At 45.1% G+C, this 15,485-nt stretch carries 14 protein-coding genes and 1 pseudogene; 9 read left to right on the top strand and 6 right to left on the bottom strand.

The genetic code is table 11. The features are described from left to right. On the bottom strand, window positions 1-819 hold the full coding sequence (locus AB5642_RS07830; RefSeq protein ID WP_368371525.1) for a helix-turn-helix transcriptional regulator: 819 nt from the start codon (window positions 817-819) through the stop codon (window positions 1-3). Between the two features lie 164 nt (window positions 820-983). On the opposite strand from AB5642_RS07830, the gene AB5642_RS07825 reads away from it, so the two are divergent. Continuing rightward, window positions 984-2,483: an alpha-N-arabinofuranosidase gene (locus tag AB5642_RS07825; protein ID WP_173772514.1), complete on the top strand. Its 1,500-nt coding sequence runs from the start codon at window positions 984-986 to the stop codon at window positions 2,481-2,483. Here AB5642_RS07825 and AB5642_RS07820 read toward each other — a convergent pair. Together AB5642_RS07820 and tagD are read right to left on the bottom strand one after the other, a co-directional pair. After that, window positions 2,430-2,558 carry a DUF6783 domain-containing protein gene (locus tag AB5642_RS07820; protein ID WP_368371524.1) on the bottom strand — a complete coding sequence of 43 codons (129 nt, stop codon included), beginning with the start codon at window positions 2,556-2,558 and terminating at the stop codon, window positions 2,430-2,432. The genes AB5642_RS07825 and AB5642_RS07820 overlap by 54 nt on opposite strands. A 115-nt stretch (window positions 2,559-2,673) precedes the next feature. Then, complete coding sequence (gene tagD, locus AB5642_RS07815; protein WP_118584161.1) at window positions 2,674-3,063, bottom strand: glycerol-3-phosphate cytidylyltransferase; 390 nt, start codon at window positions 3,061-3,063, stop codon at window positions 2,674-2,676. 331 nt (window positions 3,064-3,394) lie between these two features. Here tagD and sdaAB point away from each other — a divergent pair, with 331 nt between their 5' ends. Then, window positions 3,395-4,054: an L-serine ammonia-lyase, iron-sulfur-dependent subunit beta gene (gene sdaAB / locus AB5642_RS07810; protein ID WP_118584162.1), complete on the top strand. Its 660-nt coding sequence runs from the start codon at window positions 3,395-3,397 to the stop codon at window positions 4,052-4,054. On the opposite strand, the gene AB5642_RS07805 is transcribed toward sdaAB, so the two are convergent. Further along, complete coding sequence (locus AB5642_RS07805) at window positions 4,051-4,161, bottom strand: DUF6783 domain-containing protein (RefSeq protein WP_308768497.1); 111 nt, start codon at window positions 4,159-4,161, stop codon at window positions 4,051-4,053. The genes sdaAB and AB5642_RS07805 overlap by 4 nt on opposite strands. Between AB5642_RS07805 and AB5642_RS07800 the strand changes: the two are divergent. From AB5642_RS07800 to AB5642_RS07790, 3 genes and pseudogenes are all read left to right on the top strand, one after another. Beyond that, a pseudogene (locus AB5642_RS07800) lies at window positions 4,111-4,224 on the top strand (DUF6783 domain-containing protein); the annotation flags it as partial. The gene AB5642_RS07805 and the pseudogene AB5642_RS07800 overlap by 51 nt on opposite strands. Before the next feature lie 265 nt (window positions 4,225-4,489). Next, the gene (gene sdaAA, locus AB5642_RS07795) at window positions 4,490-5,377 is read left to right on the top strand and encodes an L-serine ammonia-lyase, iron-sulfur-dependent, subunit alpha (RefSeq protein ID WP_173719294.1); all 888 of its coding nucleotides are present in this window, start codon (window positions 4,490-4,492) and stop codon (window positions 5,375-5,377) included. A 162-nt stretch (window positions 5,378-5,539) separates the two neighbouring features. Then, window positions 5,540-6,709: an acyltransferase family protein gene (locus AB5642_RS07790; protein WP_148463606.1), complete on the top strand. Its 1,170-nt coding sequence runs from the start codon at window positions 5,540-5,542 to the stop codon at window positions 6,707-6,709. Window positions 6,710-6,816: 107 nt separating this feature from the next. Here the strand turns inward: AB5642_RS07790 and AB5642_RS07785 are convergent, their stop codons facing one another. Further along, complete coding sequence (locus AB5642_RS07785; RefSeq protein WP_003864616.1) at window positions 6,817-6,990, bottom strand: hypothetical protein; 174 nt, start codon at window positions 6,988-6,990, stop codon at window positions 6,817-6,819. 46 nt (window positions 6,991-7,036) lie between these two features. Continuing rightward, window positions 7,037-8,119, bottom strand: coding sequence for a transposase (locus AB5642_RS07780; RefSeq protein ID WP_237926140.1), 1,083 nt, complete (start codon window positions 8,117-8,119; stop codon window positions 7,037-7,039). A 432-nt stretch (window positions 8,120-8,551) separates the two neighbouring features. Here AB5642_RS07780 and AB5642_RS07775 point away from each other — a divergent pair, with 432 nt between their 5' ends. The 4 genes from AB5642_RS07775 to AB5642_RS07760 all read left to right on the top strand — a co-directional run bounded on the left by AB5642_RS07775 (window position 8,552) and on the right by AB5642_RS07760 (window position 15,291). Then, entirely contained in the window at window positions 8,552-9,883 is a 1,332-nt protein-coding gene (locus AB5642_RS07775) for an adenylyltransferase/cytidyltransferase family protein (protein WP_148463607.1), read from the top strand. 3 nt (window positions 9,884-9,886) lie between these two features. Then, window positions 9,887-12,166: a LicD family protein gene (locus tag AB5642_RS07770; protein WP_148463608.1), complete on the top strand. Its 2,280-nt coding sequence runs from the start codon at window positions 9,887-9,889 to the stop codon at window positions 12,164-12,166. An 84-nt stretch (window positions 12,167-12,250) separates the two neighbouring features. Beyond that, on the top strand, window positions 12,251-13,408 hold the full coding sequence (locus tag AB5642_RS07765) for a LicD family protein (RefSeq protein WP_148463609.1): 1,158 nt from the start codon (window positions 12,251-12,253) through the stop codon (window positions 13,406-13,408). After that, a complete protein-coding gene (locus AB5642_RS07760) occupies window positions 13,405-15,291 on the top strand; it encodes a thiamine pyrophosphate-binding protein (RefSeq protein WP_148463610.1) in 1,887 nt (628 codons plus the stop codon). The genes AB5642_RS07765 and AB5642_RS07760 overlap by 4 nt, the downstream gene beginning before the upstream one ends. Window positions 15,292-15,485 lie beyond the last annotated feature (194 nt).

The following is a 15,485-nucleotide window of genomic DNA, read 5'->3' as shown; positions in this document are numbered from 1 at the left end:
TCAATGGGGCTCTCCCATTTTCCTGCGCCATTGTAGGGGAGAGCATCCTGCCTGTTTCCTGAAATATCTGCTGAAATGGGAAAAATCTGAAAATCCGCACATCTGCGCAATCTGCTGGACAGTCAGTGCTTCATTTGTCAGCAGGTTCTTTGCCTTATCCATACGGATCTGAAGCAAATCTGCATGAGGGGTACTCTGGAAAAATTTCTGATAGCAGGAATAGAACTGGCTTTTTTCCAGGCTGACCGTTTTACAAAGCTTTGTGGTGTCCCATGGCTTAGCGTAGTTCGTGAGCATTTCCAGCCGAAGCTTTCGAAATGCAGAATAAAGATTGTCTCCTTCTGTTCCACTTCCATGTATCTGATGGCTTTTAAGTCCCCTTGCAATCGTAATCATAAGCTGCTGAAAGAGAGTATACTCGTATTCATCGGAAAATAAATCATTTGCTATATGTTCTTTGTGAAGGAGCCGGATGCAGGCATTGATCTCTTCACAGTTTCCCGGATAAAAAACAGTGTTAAGTGGGATTCTATACTGTTTTTTCAGATCTGCCTTACAGGAAAAATGAAGGTAGCTGTTCCGGAACCTGTGAACAGCCTTATAATACTGCTCATATCCGGGGGCATAGAGAATACAGGCATTTTCCTTGGAAATACTGAGTTTTTTATCCAGATAAACCTTCATGGGTGTCTTAAAAAGCAAAAACAGATAGTCTCCGCTTCCGTTGGGACGGTAGATCTGATCATAATCAGGGTTTGAATAGTTGTATTCGCAGAACTGAATGGAAAAATCTCTGTCTGCAGATTCGTGAAAATTCATGCTCTGGACTCCTTTCACCATTTTTTTTACTGTAATCATTATCGGAAAAAAAGTCAACTATATCGGAATAAAAAAACTGGTAAAAAAATCGTATGCCATTAAAATAATAGATACATAAAGAGCAGAAAAATGCCATACAATTGGCACCATATAAGGAGGACACCATGAAAAAAGCACAGATCATCATCGATAAATATTTCCTCACCGGCAAGGTGGATAAGCGGATTTTCGGTTCTTTTATTGAACAGCTGGGACGTGCTGTTTATGAAGGAATCTATCAGGAGGGCAGCCCGCTGTCTGACGAGCAGGGCTTTCGTAAAGATACTCTGGAACTGGTAAGGGAGCTTCAGGTTCCGATTGTCCGTTATCCGGGAGGCAACTTTGTTTCCGGCTTTAAATGGGAAGACAGTGTTGGACCGAAGAATCTAAGACCTGCCAGACCGGAACTTGCCTGGGGTGTGATCGAGAACAATCACTTTGGCCTGGACGAGTTCGTGGACTGGGCGAAGAAAGCAGACACAGATATCATGATGGCAGTGAATCTTGGAACAAGAGGACCGGAGGAAGCCAGAAATCTTCTGGAATACTGTAATTTTAAGGGCGGTACCTATTACAGCGACATGCGCAAGACCAACGGTCATGCAGAGCCGCACAACATTAAAACCTGGTGTTTGGGAAATGAAATGGATGGTCCATGGCAGATGGGACATAAGACAGCGTATGAATATGGAAGAACAGCAGCAGAGACTTCCCGTATTATGAAAATGCTGGATCCGGAAATCGAGACTGTTGCCTGTGGAAGCTCTAATCTGATGATGCCGACATTTGGAGATTGGGAGTACACGGTTCTGGACGAGTGCTATGATCTGGTGGATTATATGTCCCTTCACCAGTATTACGGCAATGCTGCTGATGACACCCCTGATTTTCTTGCAAATTCCAAAGGGATGGATGACTTTATTTCCGGCGTAGTCAGCATCTGCGACGCTGTCCGTGCGAAAAAGCATGGCAAAAAGCGCATTAACCTTTCCTTTGATGAGTGGAATGTGTGGTATCACAGCAATGCAGCCGACGAGAAACTGAAAAAATGGGGACAGGCTCCACATCAGCTTGAGGATATTTATAATTTCGAAGATGCCCTTCTGGTTGGGAGCATGCTGATCACTTTACTTCGCCATGCAGACCGTGTGAAAATGGCATGCCTGGCACAGCTGGTAAATGTAATCGCGCCGATCATGACCTCCGATACAGGTGCATGGCGCCAGACTATCTTTTATCCATATATGTACACAAGCATTTTCGGAAGAGGAACTGTGTTGAATACACAGGTACTGGCTCCGGTATATGACAGCAGGAATTACTGTGATGTTTCGTATCTGGATTCTGTGTGCGTATGGAATGAGGAGAAAGATACTCTTACAATTTTTGCAGTGAATAAAAGTCTTGAGGAAGATCTGGAGGTAAGCTGCGATTTGCGCCAGTTTGAAGGCTATCAGGTGAAAGAACACATTGTACTTACTAATGACGATATGAAAGCTGTAAATACAGAAGCGGATCCCGAAAAGGTTGTGCCTGTGGAATCCGCTGCAAGCCGGATTGACGGCGGTAAATTAAGTACTGTGCTTGGAAAACACAGCTGGAATATGATCCGTCTTGCTAAGTAGTCCGGGATAAATATTTGCAGATGCTGTGTTAGAGCGCGTTTGAAAAATCATTCCTGCAATCTGCACCCCGCACATCCTGCAAATCGTTTTTGGGAAGCGTGCACATTGTTGTCATGAAATAAAAAAGTCAGAGATTTCATAACCTGCATGAATCATACTAAATCTCTGACTATATAATTACCAATGCTTCCTACTTCTGCAGATCCGCCTTAATCTGCGTAGTAGAAATCTCCGGTGTCCTCGGAAGGTACACCACGTCGCAGTAAGGCTTCAGAAAGTCAAACTTCCCTTCCCAATCGTCACCCATAACAAAGGTATCTACGTGGTATTCTTTAATATCACTTACCTTCTGCTCCCAGTTCTCCTCCGGAATTACCAGATCTACGTAGCGGATGGCTTCCAGCAGGGATTTTCTTTTTTCATAAGAGAAATAGCATTTTTTATGCTTCTCGTTCCAGTTAAATTCATCTGTAGATAAAGCTACGATCAGGTAGTCACCATAAGCTTTCGCCCTGCGCAGCAGATTAATGTGCCCATAGTGAAGTAAATCAAAGGTACCGTAAGTAATCACTCGTTTCATGAATTGTGTGCCTTTCATAAAGAAATCTGAAAATAGTCTTGCCGGAATGGTTCCAGGCGATTTACATAGAACTATTTTACCACAGTCCAGGTAGAAAGGAAACATAAGATTATTTATCGGGAGTATTGTGCATTGCGAAGCGCGTTACTGTGAATGGAGTGAACAGTAAACAAGAAGTAAACAGTTACCCTTTATCCATGTTGTAAAAGGTATGTTTTAATGTTAAGATGGAACAATAACAGTGCAGATGTGAGCGGTAACGTGAAAACATCTGCAGGCTGCCGGAAACGAAAAAAGGCAGCGGATGAATAAAAGGAAGAGGAAAATAAGTATGAATGTATTTGACATTCTGGGGCCGGTTATGATCGGACCGTCCAGCTCACATACTGCGGGAGCAGCCCGGATCGGTCTGATGACAAGGGCTCTTCTTGGAAAAACTCCGGTGAAAGCGCACATATTTTTGCATGGTTCCTTTGCGAAAACTTATAAGGGACACGGCACGGATAAGGCTCTTGTAGCGGGAATACTGGGAATGCAGACAGATGATGAGCGTATCCGCTTTTCACTTGATGTGGCGAAAAAGGAGGGACTGGAAATTCAGATTGAGACTGGTGAACTGGAGAATACGCACCCGAATACTGCGGAGATCACTTTGACTGCAGCAGACGGGGAAAAGGTGTCTCTTCGGGGCAGCAGTATTGGCGGGGGGAATATCCTGATCACCCGAGTGAATGGAATGGAGGTTGCTCTTACTGGGCAGAATCCTGCTTTGATCGTGCTTCACAAGGATGCACCAGGGACGATTGCTGCGGTTACAGAGCTGATGGCAGAGTATGGGGTGAATATCTGCAATTTTCACTTGGCGCGCGAGACCAAGGGTGGTCTGGCGGTAATGACTATCGAGAGCGACAGCCACTTTGTTCCGGAACTCAATGAGAAGATTAACCGGCTGGAGAATATATATTCCAGTACGATGTTAGAGCGTGTTTAAAAAATCATTCCCGCAATCTGCACGCCCCACTTTGCGGTATATTTCACCCGAATTCGGTTGCCGTAGCCCGCTACTGCGCCCTCATCCGAGCGAAATCTCCCACAAATTGTAACGCACATCTTGCAGAAAGCCTTTTTCAAACACGCTCTAGAACGTGTATAAATTGCTAGTTAGTGGGGCGAAGTTCCAGCCGACATACAGCATTTGGGCAATGTGTATTACTCCAGCGAGCCATTTCAGGCGCGTTCTTAGCGCAGATGAAATCCAGCGCTTACGTAGACTTATGCGTGAGGGCTCTCCCGAACGCATTAGTCGCAGTTAGCGATTAGTTCATCGGAGCGTTGCGCCGGCGAGTGAGTAATACACATTGTCCAAATGCGTCCCTTTTTGAAAAACTTCTCACCCCACTAAAAATACGGTAAAGGAGAATTCACTGTGGATCTAAACTACCACTCAATAGAATCCCTGCTGAAAGCAGCGAAGGAGAACAACTGTCGTCTGTCCGCTTTGGTTCTGGAGCAGCAGGCGGAGCAGATGGAACTGCCGAAGCAGGAAATATATAAAAAAATGAGGGAAAACTATCGGGTTATGGCATCCTGTATCCAGCCTGGCAGCGCCCCGGATCTGAAAAGCACAAGCGGCCTCACTGGTGGAGATGCCTATCGCATGCGCACTGCTGTAGAGCAAGGGAAAAATCTTACAGGTCCCCTTCTTGGAGGCGCCCTCTATCGTGCCCTTGCAGTATCAGAACTGAACGCTTCCATGGGAAGAATCGTAGCAGCGCCTACAGCAGGAAGCTGCGGCATTGTACCGGCAGCTGTACTCACCATGCAGGAGCAGTACCAGCTTACAGAAGAGGAATGCGTCATGTCCCTTTTCACAGCATCTGCAGTGGGAATGGTAATTGCCAATAATGCGTCACTTGCAGGAGCGCAGGGAGGTTGTCAGGCTGAGTGCGGTTCTGCATCTGCCATGGCAGCGGCGGCAATTGTGGAACTTGCCGGCGGCACACCTGATATGATCCAGTCGGCAGTAGCCACTGCCCTAAAAAATATTCTGGGTCTTGTATGTGACCCTGTTGCAGGGCTGGTTGAAATTCCATGCATTAAGAGAAATGCATCAGGCGTAGCTGGGGCATTTGTGGCAGCAGAACTGGCTCTGGCCGGAATCCGAAGTGCAATTCCGGCTGACGAGGTGATCTGGACTATGAAAAAGGTAGGAGATGTGATGCCCACTGCCCTTAAAGAAACAGCAGAGGGTGGCCTGGCGGCAACACCTACAGGGCGCAAACTGCACCAGCAGGTTTTTGGAGAAATGAAATAATACATTATTGCGGTTCATCAGTAACACAAAACCACAGGAAAATATTTCAAAACACGTTAAAATATTAAAAAGTTATTCCAAAAACCACAAAAATATGTTATCCTTTATTCATAAAACTGACATGTCTGAAAATAATTATGTCAAAGTATAAAGGTGGCTAAAATGAGCAAGAATACGAAGGAACAGGAAATTCCATATTCCTACCTTGTGGATAATATAAAAATATTTTTGATTTTTCTGGTGGTTTTTAATCATATCATTGCATTCCAGCTGGTTAAAGCAGATCAGGTTGTGCGTTTTGTGTGGTATGGAATTACCATATTTCATATGCCGGCGTTCATATTTATTTCCGGTTATCTGTCCAAGAAGCCTCAGGATGTGATGAAGAATGTTAAGAATTTATTGATTCCATATATTCTGGGTTATACACTTACCTGGGCAGCGCAGATCTGGCTGGGAAATAAAATGGATTATGAACTGCTCCGTCCTTCCGGAACCGTTATGTGGTATGTGCTTGCGTTGTTTGCATACCGTCTGACCATAGAAGCATTTGGAAAAATAAGGTTTATTGTACCTCTCAGCATTATTTTTGCGCTGTGGGCAGGAACCAGAATGGAATTCAGTACATTTTTATCAGCTTCAAGAATTGTGGTATTTTTCCCGTTTTTTGTGGCAGGATATTTATGGAAGAGTGAATACACCAAGGTGATCCGCAAATTTAAAGGCAAGATCGTGGTTGCACTTTTCGTGATCATTCTTCTGTTTGTGGCGACCAATTATATGATCGGAAATAATATTCCGGTAGACCTTTTCCGAGGCAATCATTCCTATCTTGCAAGTGGAATGGACAATGTGCAGGGAATGGTAGTCAGAGGAATGATGTATCTGATTTCCTTTACGGTTATTTTTGCATTGCTGGTGCTGATGCCAGATAAACGCCATCCATTTATTTTCCTGGGAAGAAACACAATGGGAATTTACTTTTTCCATTATCCCATCATGATTCTGATGAACGGACTTATGATCCTGAATATTCCGCAGCTGATGAATGTATGGGCGTTGTTTGGAGTGTCAGTTCTGTTTGTACTGATACTTGGAAGTCTTCCGGTGGACTGGGTCTATACCAATGTTATGGGACTGATCACCTTCATTCTTTTCAAACGTGAGAAGAAGGTTGAGGATGAAGGTCTGGAAGACGAATATGATAGTGAAGAGGAAGACCGGTTTGCAGTACTGGCTCAGCGAAGAATGGCTATCGAAGAGCTGGCTGCCACATGGGATACCTCCTTTGATGCAGAAGAGAAAGAAGATCATGAAGAAGGGCAGTCCTGACGGATTGTCTTTCTTTTCTTACTTTATAGGAAAGACCGCCTGTGGCGCTCTCTTGAATTGAAAAATGCCCGCACGGAGGCGGGCACGACGACAAGACGATTCTTGGATTAGAAGATATAAAAACCTTCCTCTCCAAAATCGTCATCAAGTTCGTCATCATTTAGAAAATAATCCATATCCAGAAGTTCTTCTTCGCTCATGTGGCGAATGTCCCTGGAAGTCATTCCTTCTGGTGGATTTTCGATGTATTTTTTGCGCAGTTCCTCGATATCTGGTTTCATGGTGTTTTCCTCCTTTGAGAGGATTATATCACAGAATCCATAAAAATTATGCAGAAGACCATCTTCTACGAGCTTTGGACATTATTTTCTCGTACATTTCTTCGAGGGAGACGCGCTTGTGGTTAAAGTAAAGTTCCAGAAAGAGCATTTCATGTTTACAGTCTGGACACTTTAATGGATCATATCCAAAAGAAGAAAGGATAGCTGTGCGCCATTTGTTAAAGTCGCGCAGAGTATGCCGTTTCGCTTTTGAAATTGCTAGGTGCAGATTTTTATCTATTTCGCGGTGACGTGCATAAAGACCGCCATACCGGATCATTTTAAAGTGTTTCTCCGGTATGTGCCGGATCAAACGCCTGATGAAATCTAATGCAGGGATTGTTTCCTGAATATATTTGTCATCTTCATGACGGTTGTAATGAAATGTGACTGTTTCCGAGTCCTCATCATAGCTGTCAATTCTGGATGTGGCAATAACTGGCCGTCCAAGATAACGTCCAATGTATTTTATGACCGTTTCAGGGTCACACTTGTTTGGTTTTGCATAAACGTAAAAGCCTTCTTTATGATTCGTGTAGCACTGGGATTTTATTTTTTTGAAAGAAGATCCGAGTCTGCGTCCCATTTCATCAAGCAGTGCTGTGCGGAAAGCATTACGCAGATAAGTATAATTGAAGTGGTGGACCGGACGCCAGAATCCATCATCACTGTAACCACCTTCCGATATAAGACAGTGGATGTGGGGATTCCATTTTAAATCCCTGCCAAAAGTATGTAGTACCATAATAAAACCAGGTGTATAATTTTTAGACTTGTTCATTTTGAAGAACATACGAGAGACGACACTGGTAACAGAGTGAAAGAGGCAGTCGAGCAGAGTACGGTCTTCAAGAAAAAAGTCACGAAGATTTTCATCAATAGTAAAAACACAGTGGCGGTGCTGGACATTAACAAGTTTAAAAGACATGGAAGTAGTGCGTTCCATGGAATACTTGTTTCCGCAGGTAGGGCAGAAACGGCTGTGGCATCGGAATGGGACAAATTTAAGCTTGCCGCAATGGGGACAACCGTACATGGCACCGCCAAAAGATGGATCACCACAGTTGATCATCTTATCGATATTTTCCATCTCAGTAGATCTCGGATGAAGTGTATATTTAATTTCTTCATAGTAGTCAGTAAAGATTCTTTGTAAGATATTCATAAGCCTATTATGAATGAAAAGTTGAAAAAAAGAAACCCCTATCCCCTCAAGATTGAGGGGCAGGGGAGTTGAAGTGTCGAAGACACTTTTTTATTAAGAAAGAGACAGCAGTTCAGTAGTTTCACAGTAAAAAAAGAGTTATATTTTTGTTAAACCCGGGAATATTTTTTGTAAAGCAGATATTCTTTCATAATGACTTACTATGCAAACTGTGTTATACTAAATGTATTTATTAGTCCCGGACGGCAGCTGGTTCTGATTTGTTGCTGCTCAAGCTATGAACAGTAACCGGGGGAATGAAAGGGAGTATTTTACTGCAGAGTGAAGCTGACAGCAGGGGGGTTAAGGGGAAATACGATGAAAAAAGTAATCACTTACGGAACTTTTGACCTGTTCCACGAGGGACATTATAATATTTTAAAAAGAGCGAAAGCATTGGGCGATTATCTGATCGTGGGCGTGACCAGCGAGAGCTACGATATTGAGCGTGGTAAGCTGAACGTGCGGGACAGCCTTCTGAAAAGGATTGAGAATGTACGCCGTACCGGTTTTGCAGATGAGATCATCATCGAGGAGTACCAGGGGCAGAAGCTCAGCGATATCATCAAGTATAAGGTAGACCTTCTGGTACTTGGTTCTGACTGGCGCGGCAAATTTGACTACCTTAAGAATTACTGTGATGTGGTGTACCTGGAGCGTACCAAGAATATTTCCAGCACCAAGCTGCGCGGTGAGGGAACCACTTACACCGTGGGTGTAGTTACAGATAATGATCAGGACAATGGGATCGTGTGGGAGACAAAATATGTCAGCGGTCTTCATGTAGAGTGCGTTTTTTCTGAGAATGCAGAGGCAGCGGAGTCGTTTTGTGACAAATATGAATTGGATTCCTACTACAGTGTGGAGGCAGATAATGGGGAATGGCAGCAGGGATTTGACTGCTTTTTGTCCCAGGTAGACATAGTTTATATCAAGACCGAGCAGCCTAAGAGGGAGAAATACATCCGCAGATCCCTGGAGCTTGGAAAATATGTGATAAGTGACGCTCCTATGACGAATAATAAGGAGAAGCTGAAGGACCTGTTTGCACTTGCAGCAGCCCGTCATGTACTTCTTGTGGAGAAAATAAATCTGGTGTATCTGCGGGCCTTTAACCAGCTTGTCTGGCAGACACACAGCGCCTTGGTGGGCGATATTGTGTGTGTGAAATGCTCTATTTCCCAGGACCATTTCGAAGGAGGAAGAAGTTTTTCCGAAACTGCAGTTCTGCCTTTGTGTGCTATTATCAAGATACTGGGCAGAAATTACCAGGAAGTGAATTCCAATGTGGTGAAGGACAGATCTGGAAACTGCATTTACGACATGATCACCATGAAATATCAGGATGCTCTTGCCACAATCGAGATTGGCACCACAGTAGATGTGGAGGATGAGTTTGTTGTGATCGGTACGAAAGGCCGTGTGACCATCCCGGGAGACTGGTGGAATACAGGATATTTTGAGGCAAAGATAGACGACAGCAAGGGACTGAAGCGGTACTGCTTTAACTTCGAAGGCAATGGCCTCCGTTACCTTTTGCAGGAGCTGCTTATTATGATCAGTGATGAGAGAACGGAATGTACCAGACTTTTTAATGAGGAATCAGAGACTCTGGCAGACATTCTGGAAATCATAAACCAGAGAGGATAACCAATGACAGAGAAACAGGAACATCTGCTGCAGCTTTTCCGTGAGCTGGATGAGATCTGTAAAAAGAATAATCTGAGATATGTGATGGCGGGAGGAACAGCCATCGGTGTTGTGCGAAACGAGGGATTTATTCCCTGGGATGATGATGTGGACATCTATATGCCCAGAGATGACTGGAATAAACTGGTGGAAATTTCCGGATCCGTGCTTCCGGAGCACCGCGCCCTTCAGTGTGTGGACGTAGACCGCAGCTATACCAATACTTTTCCAAGGTATGTTGCTACGGACAGCTGCGCCCTTCACAAGCATCAGATTATCGGCAGGGACAGTGCCGGTGAGATCATCGATGTGCTTACCCTGGATCCCATTCCCGCAGATGATAAGGAATATGAGAAATACAGAACTCATATGATGATCTACTCTGAGCTGGTAAATATGGTAGTTGTATATGGTGCCCGCTGGGAAATTCCGGTGACTGCCTATCTGCGCTGGCTTTTTTCCTATACATTTCTGGGGAAAGACCGCACATTGAAGAAACTGGAGAAGATCATGTATTCCTATAAGGAAGAGGATTGTCCGCGCTATGCAATGCGCTGGGGCGGCTGTCCGTTCCTTTTTGATAAGGACATGATGTTTCCTGTGAAATATATGAGCTTTGAAAATACAAAGGTAATGGTGCCGCACAGAATGAGTGACTATCTGATCTGGCATTACGGAGATGAATGGTCCTATATTCCACCCCATGGGGAAAGAGAATCCCACGATGCGGTTACGGTAGAGGGAATTACCTATAAAGAGCTTCGGGATGATTATCTGCCGGGAATCCGCAAGGGCAGGCTTCGCAGAGATTCCATCTGGCGCAAGATCTATTCTCTTGCAGGCGCGAAGCGGAACCACCGCCTTCAGTATAAGCGCAATCTTCTGCTGGCAAAAAGTACGGTGATGGATCTGGAGGCGCGCATTTCAGAAAGCAGACACAGCCTGAAGGAATTGGTAGAAAAGCGTGACTTTTCCCAATTAAATGAAATCTTTACAAAATATTACCAGGTCCAGCTGAGCTCTGCGTTTATCGGCAGGGAGGATTTTGGCGGAATCTATGCTTTTTATCATCCTGTTTTGCTGGAAGTCAGCGATGTGACTTTTTATGCAGCAATGCTGACGCTGGTTTATACAGAACGGATCGGGAAAGCATGGAGAATGCTGGTGGTGAAAGAGCAGACCGGTACATTCCCTTCTGAACTGGCCCAGTTGAAATCTGATATTGAACTGTTTCGAAGAGCAGTCTGCGATTATGAATTTAAGCGTTATCAGGAAGCAGAGGATACGATGGTGCCGCTGATGGAGCGGTATCCGGAAGTGCCGGGATTTGTGAAATTTAAGAGCCGTTTTCTTATGGAACGCGCTTGCAATGGAATTGATATGGTGGAAGCGGAGCTTTATATTGATGAGGCACTGCGGCTTTTCCCGGAGGACGGGTATTTCCTGAAGTACCAGGGAGAACTGCTCTGGATGAAGGGCAAATGTGCGGATGCTCTGGAAGTTTTTGCAGATGCCCGTGAGAAAACAAATAATGGAATTACCCAACTGGAGTTGGATAAGTTTTTGAATCCTTATGGCAGGGAGACGGTGAAGACTTGTCAGCAGCTTCTGGATGTTGGACAGAAGGATGGGGCGATGAAGCTTATGGCTTTGTGGTACAGACTTCTGCCGGAGAATCCTTCTGTGCGGGAATATTATTATCTGGCCCGCGCAAGTGTTGCGAAAAAGCGTTCTGAGGTGGAAGAACTGATCGGGGAAATTCTAAAGCGCATTGATGCAGAGCGTGCAGAGAGCCCGGGTGAGAACAATGACATCCAGATCTATAAGCGTGCACTGACAAAAGCATGGGAGCGCCTGGGCTATCCAGGTGAGCTGGCAAGGGTTCGCACAGATCTGGTTTACACCAGTGAGGCGGATGATCTGGAATGGCTGGCAGAACGTGCCAAGGACGGACAGATCCGCAAGGAAAAACGAGCCCAGGTGTACAAGGTAATTGGAGATGTGAGAAGAAAACAGGGACAGACGGAGGCTGCGTTCCAGAACTATCTGGAGGCACTGCGGCAGAATGGAAGCGGTTTTGTGCGAACGGAGCTTTCCAGAATATTTCTCACAGATCTGTATGAAGGAAGCAAGAGAGCAGCTGTATATGCAAAAGCCGGAGATGCTTCTGAGTTTTTGAATCAGTGGCTTGGAAAGTATGGAAGTATAGAAGAGATACAGCAGCTTGTGAAAGAATGCTTGTGACACACATCTCGCAGAAAGCCTTTTTCAAACAGGCGCTGGTAACAGTGTGATCACTATGAACAGACAGATGGGAGCAGACGTAGCTTGAACAGAGAAATAAAAGAAGTTGTAAAGCTTCTGGCCGAAATAGATAAAATATGTAAAAGAGAAGGAATTCCTTATTATCTGGGACCACAGCTTACTTTGTGCTGTGTTACCGGGCAGGAGATCACCAGCCCTCATGCAGGCGTGGTCTATATGCGTACTGCGGATATGGAGCGCTTTCGTCTGGCTGTGGAGAAGGAGACTCCGGATAGCAGAATTGTGGAATCCATGAATAACAATAAGCGTTTTTATGGATTTTTCCTTCGCTATACAGATCTGGATACGTTGTGCTTCCGTCTGAATGAAGGCAGGAACTACAAATATCCGGGTATGGGAGTGGATATTCTGCCCCTGCGTGGAAAACAGCGTTCCAGACTCGCTCATTTGTGGACAAGAGCCCAGGAAGTGGGATGGAATGAGCTGGCTGATTATTATGGAGACCGAAAAGGCAGGAAAAAGGCAATCTGCCGTTTTGTCATGAGGCTTCGCCTGGTCACAGGACGTGCCCGTCTGGGAAAAAGCCTTTACCGCATGCTCTGTAAAAGGATGAATGTGGAGGATACCCAGGAATATGTAGTTCGCCTGAAGAAAAAGGCAGTGTATTTTCCAAGGGAAATTTTTGATGAGACAGAAACTGTGGTGATTGATGGCAGGAAGTTTCCGGTGCCGGGAGATACTTATACGTATCTTCAGAAGTATTATGGGGAAGACTACCAGGAGAAGGTTCTGGATAATTATACAGTGAAGCTGTCGGAAATGGTCAGTGCCAGGATCCGATTCGAGGATTATTTTCAGGAAGTGGGAAGTCAGAAGAGCCTGATCCGGAAGCGAAGCCATGCCCGACGAAAGCAGGGACATGCCAACCAGAAAAAGGAATATCTGAACTGGAGCTGGAATTATGTGAAATTCTGTGCATCCAAGATTGAATTGGAGAAATATTATCTGGATAACAAAGAGTATATTATAAATCTTTATAAGAATAAAGATTATCCGGCTTTGGAAAAAGTTTTTGTCCCATATACAAAGGCTATGGTGAAGAGCCTTAAGAATGACGAGGTGTTTATTCCGGATGAGGAGCTTCAGCATATTTATCTGGATATGTTGGGGGTAGCAGGAAGGACAAATCTGAAAAAAAAGGTGGAGAAATTCTGGAAATGAAAGTAACGGATTATATTGTTGAGTTTTTACAGAGAAAAGGGATTCATGATTTCTTTGGATACCAGGGAACCATGATCGCCCATCTGGTTGATTCTATAGAGAAAAATCCTCATACCAGAAGCCATTCCAGCTATCATGAGCAGGGAGCGGCTTTTGCAGCATGTGGATATGCCCAGGCGGGGGAACGGTGTGCATGTGCTTATGCGACCAGCGGCCCGGGTGCTGCGAATCTGATTTCAGGAATCGCAGATGCTTATTTTGATTCTCTTCCGGTTGTTTTTCTTACTGGTCAGCTGAATACTTATGAGTATTCCGGCATCCCGGGACTTCGGCAGCAGGGCTTTCAGGAGATTGATATTGTTGCCATGGCGAAGCCTGTGACCAAGTATGCAGTACAGATCCGGGAGGACGAGGATATTGTAAAAGAACTGAATAAAGCTTATCATATTGCGAATTCTGGCCGGAAGGGGCCGGTATTGATTGATCTTCCTATGAATATACAGCGGGGGGATGTAAAAAATCCGGTTTATGACATAAGTCTGGATGAGATGGGATTTGGTGCAGCTTGCGAGAGTAGCATGGAAGCAACTGCAAACAGCTGCGGAGCAGCAGGCGTGGACATGGCAATGAAGCCGGACGACAGTGGAGTATTAGAGTCTGCAAAAATGGCAGACTGTGAAATATCAGCTTGTGCTGTTTCTGCAGCAGATGCAATCCGTGAAGCACTGGATAAAGCACAGCGTCCCGTAATCATGTTAGGACATGGAGTCAGCGACAAAGCAGTTCGCGACCAGTTATTTACTCTGGCACGTCAGTGGAAAATCCCGATAATCACAAGCGTATTGGAAATGTCAGCACTACCGTGGGACGACCCGCTGAATTTTGGATGCATCGGAGGCGCTTACGGACATCGCTATGCCAATATGATCGCCAATGCGAAAAGTGACTTGCTGATTTGTCTTGGCATTTCCCTTTGCACCCGTCAGATTGGTACGAAAGTTCATGAGTTCGCGAAAAACGCGAAAATCATCCGAGTAGATATTGATAACTATAATTTGCAGCGAAATATTCACGAAAATGGAATTGATGAAATGAAATTCTGTGCAGATGCTGCCGAGGTGATTCGGGCAATGGCAGAAAATGCGGAAAGTGCAGAATCTGATGGTTCGACGATTTATGATTTCAGTGAATGGCTGGCTGTGTGCGCCGATATAAAGAAATCTTTGCGCGCAGTAGATGATTCCATCCCAGAACGCTATCCGAATCGTATGATCGCAGATTTAAGCGACGCTCTTGCAGACACTTCCGCAGTAGCAGTTGACGTAGGACAGCATATGGTATGGAGCTACCAGTCCTTCCATAACCAGAAAGACCAGAAGCTTCTTTTCTCCGGCGGACACGGAGCAATGGGCTATGCTCTTCCAGCAGCAATCGGAGCTTATTACGCCACCGGAAAGCCAGTAGCCTGCATTTGCGGTGACGGCGCATTCCAGATGAACATTCAGGAACTGGAGTGGGTCAAGCGTGAGAATCTTCCTATTACCATGATGGTAATGAACAACCACGCCCTGGGAATGATCCGCCACCTCCAGCGCGACTACTTTGAGCAGGTCTATGCTGATACCTCAGAAGGCAGCGGCTTCTCGTCCTGCAACTTCGCAGAGGTAGCCAAAGCTTATGGAATCAGCAGTGCCTGTATGGAAGCCAATGAGGTTGTTGAAAAAGCGGCAGACTTTTTACATGGCACCGAAGCGCCGAAACTCCTTGAAATCCGCCTGGAGCCCGGCACCTTCGCTTATCCCAAGACCTGCCTGGGCGAACCCATCCACAACCAGCAGCCGTATATCCCGAAGGACGTCTACGACAGACTGATGGATTTATAAAAAATAAATTTATAAGAACCGGGCTATTTTCAATAACACATTGAAAGTATGACCTGGTTCTTGTTATCATAGAGAATAACGAAATTGTTATTTAGTTGATTAAAAGTTCTTTAATGCGGACGCATTTGGACAATGTGTATTACTCACTCGCCGGCGCAACGCTCCAGCGAACTAATCGCTAACTGCGACTAATG

Source organism: Ruminococcus sp. 1001136sp1_2201st1_G3_2201SCRN_220225 (assembly GCF_040924365.1).
In the GTDB taxonomy this organism is placed as follows: Bacteria; Bacillota; Clostridia; order Lachnospirales; family Lachnospiraceae; genus Blautia_A; species Blautia_A faecis.
Note: the sequence above shows the minus strand (reverse complement) of the source record. Positions and strands in the feature narration are given on the sequence as shown.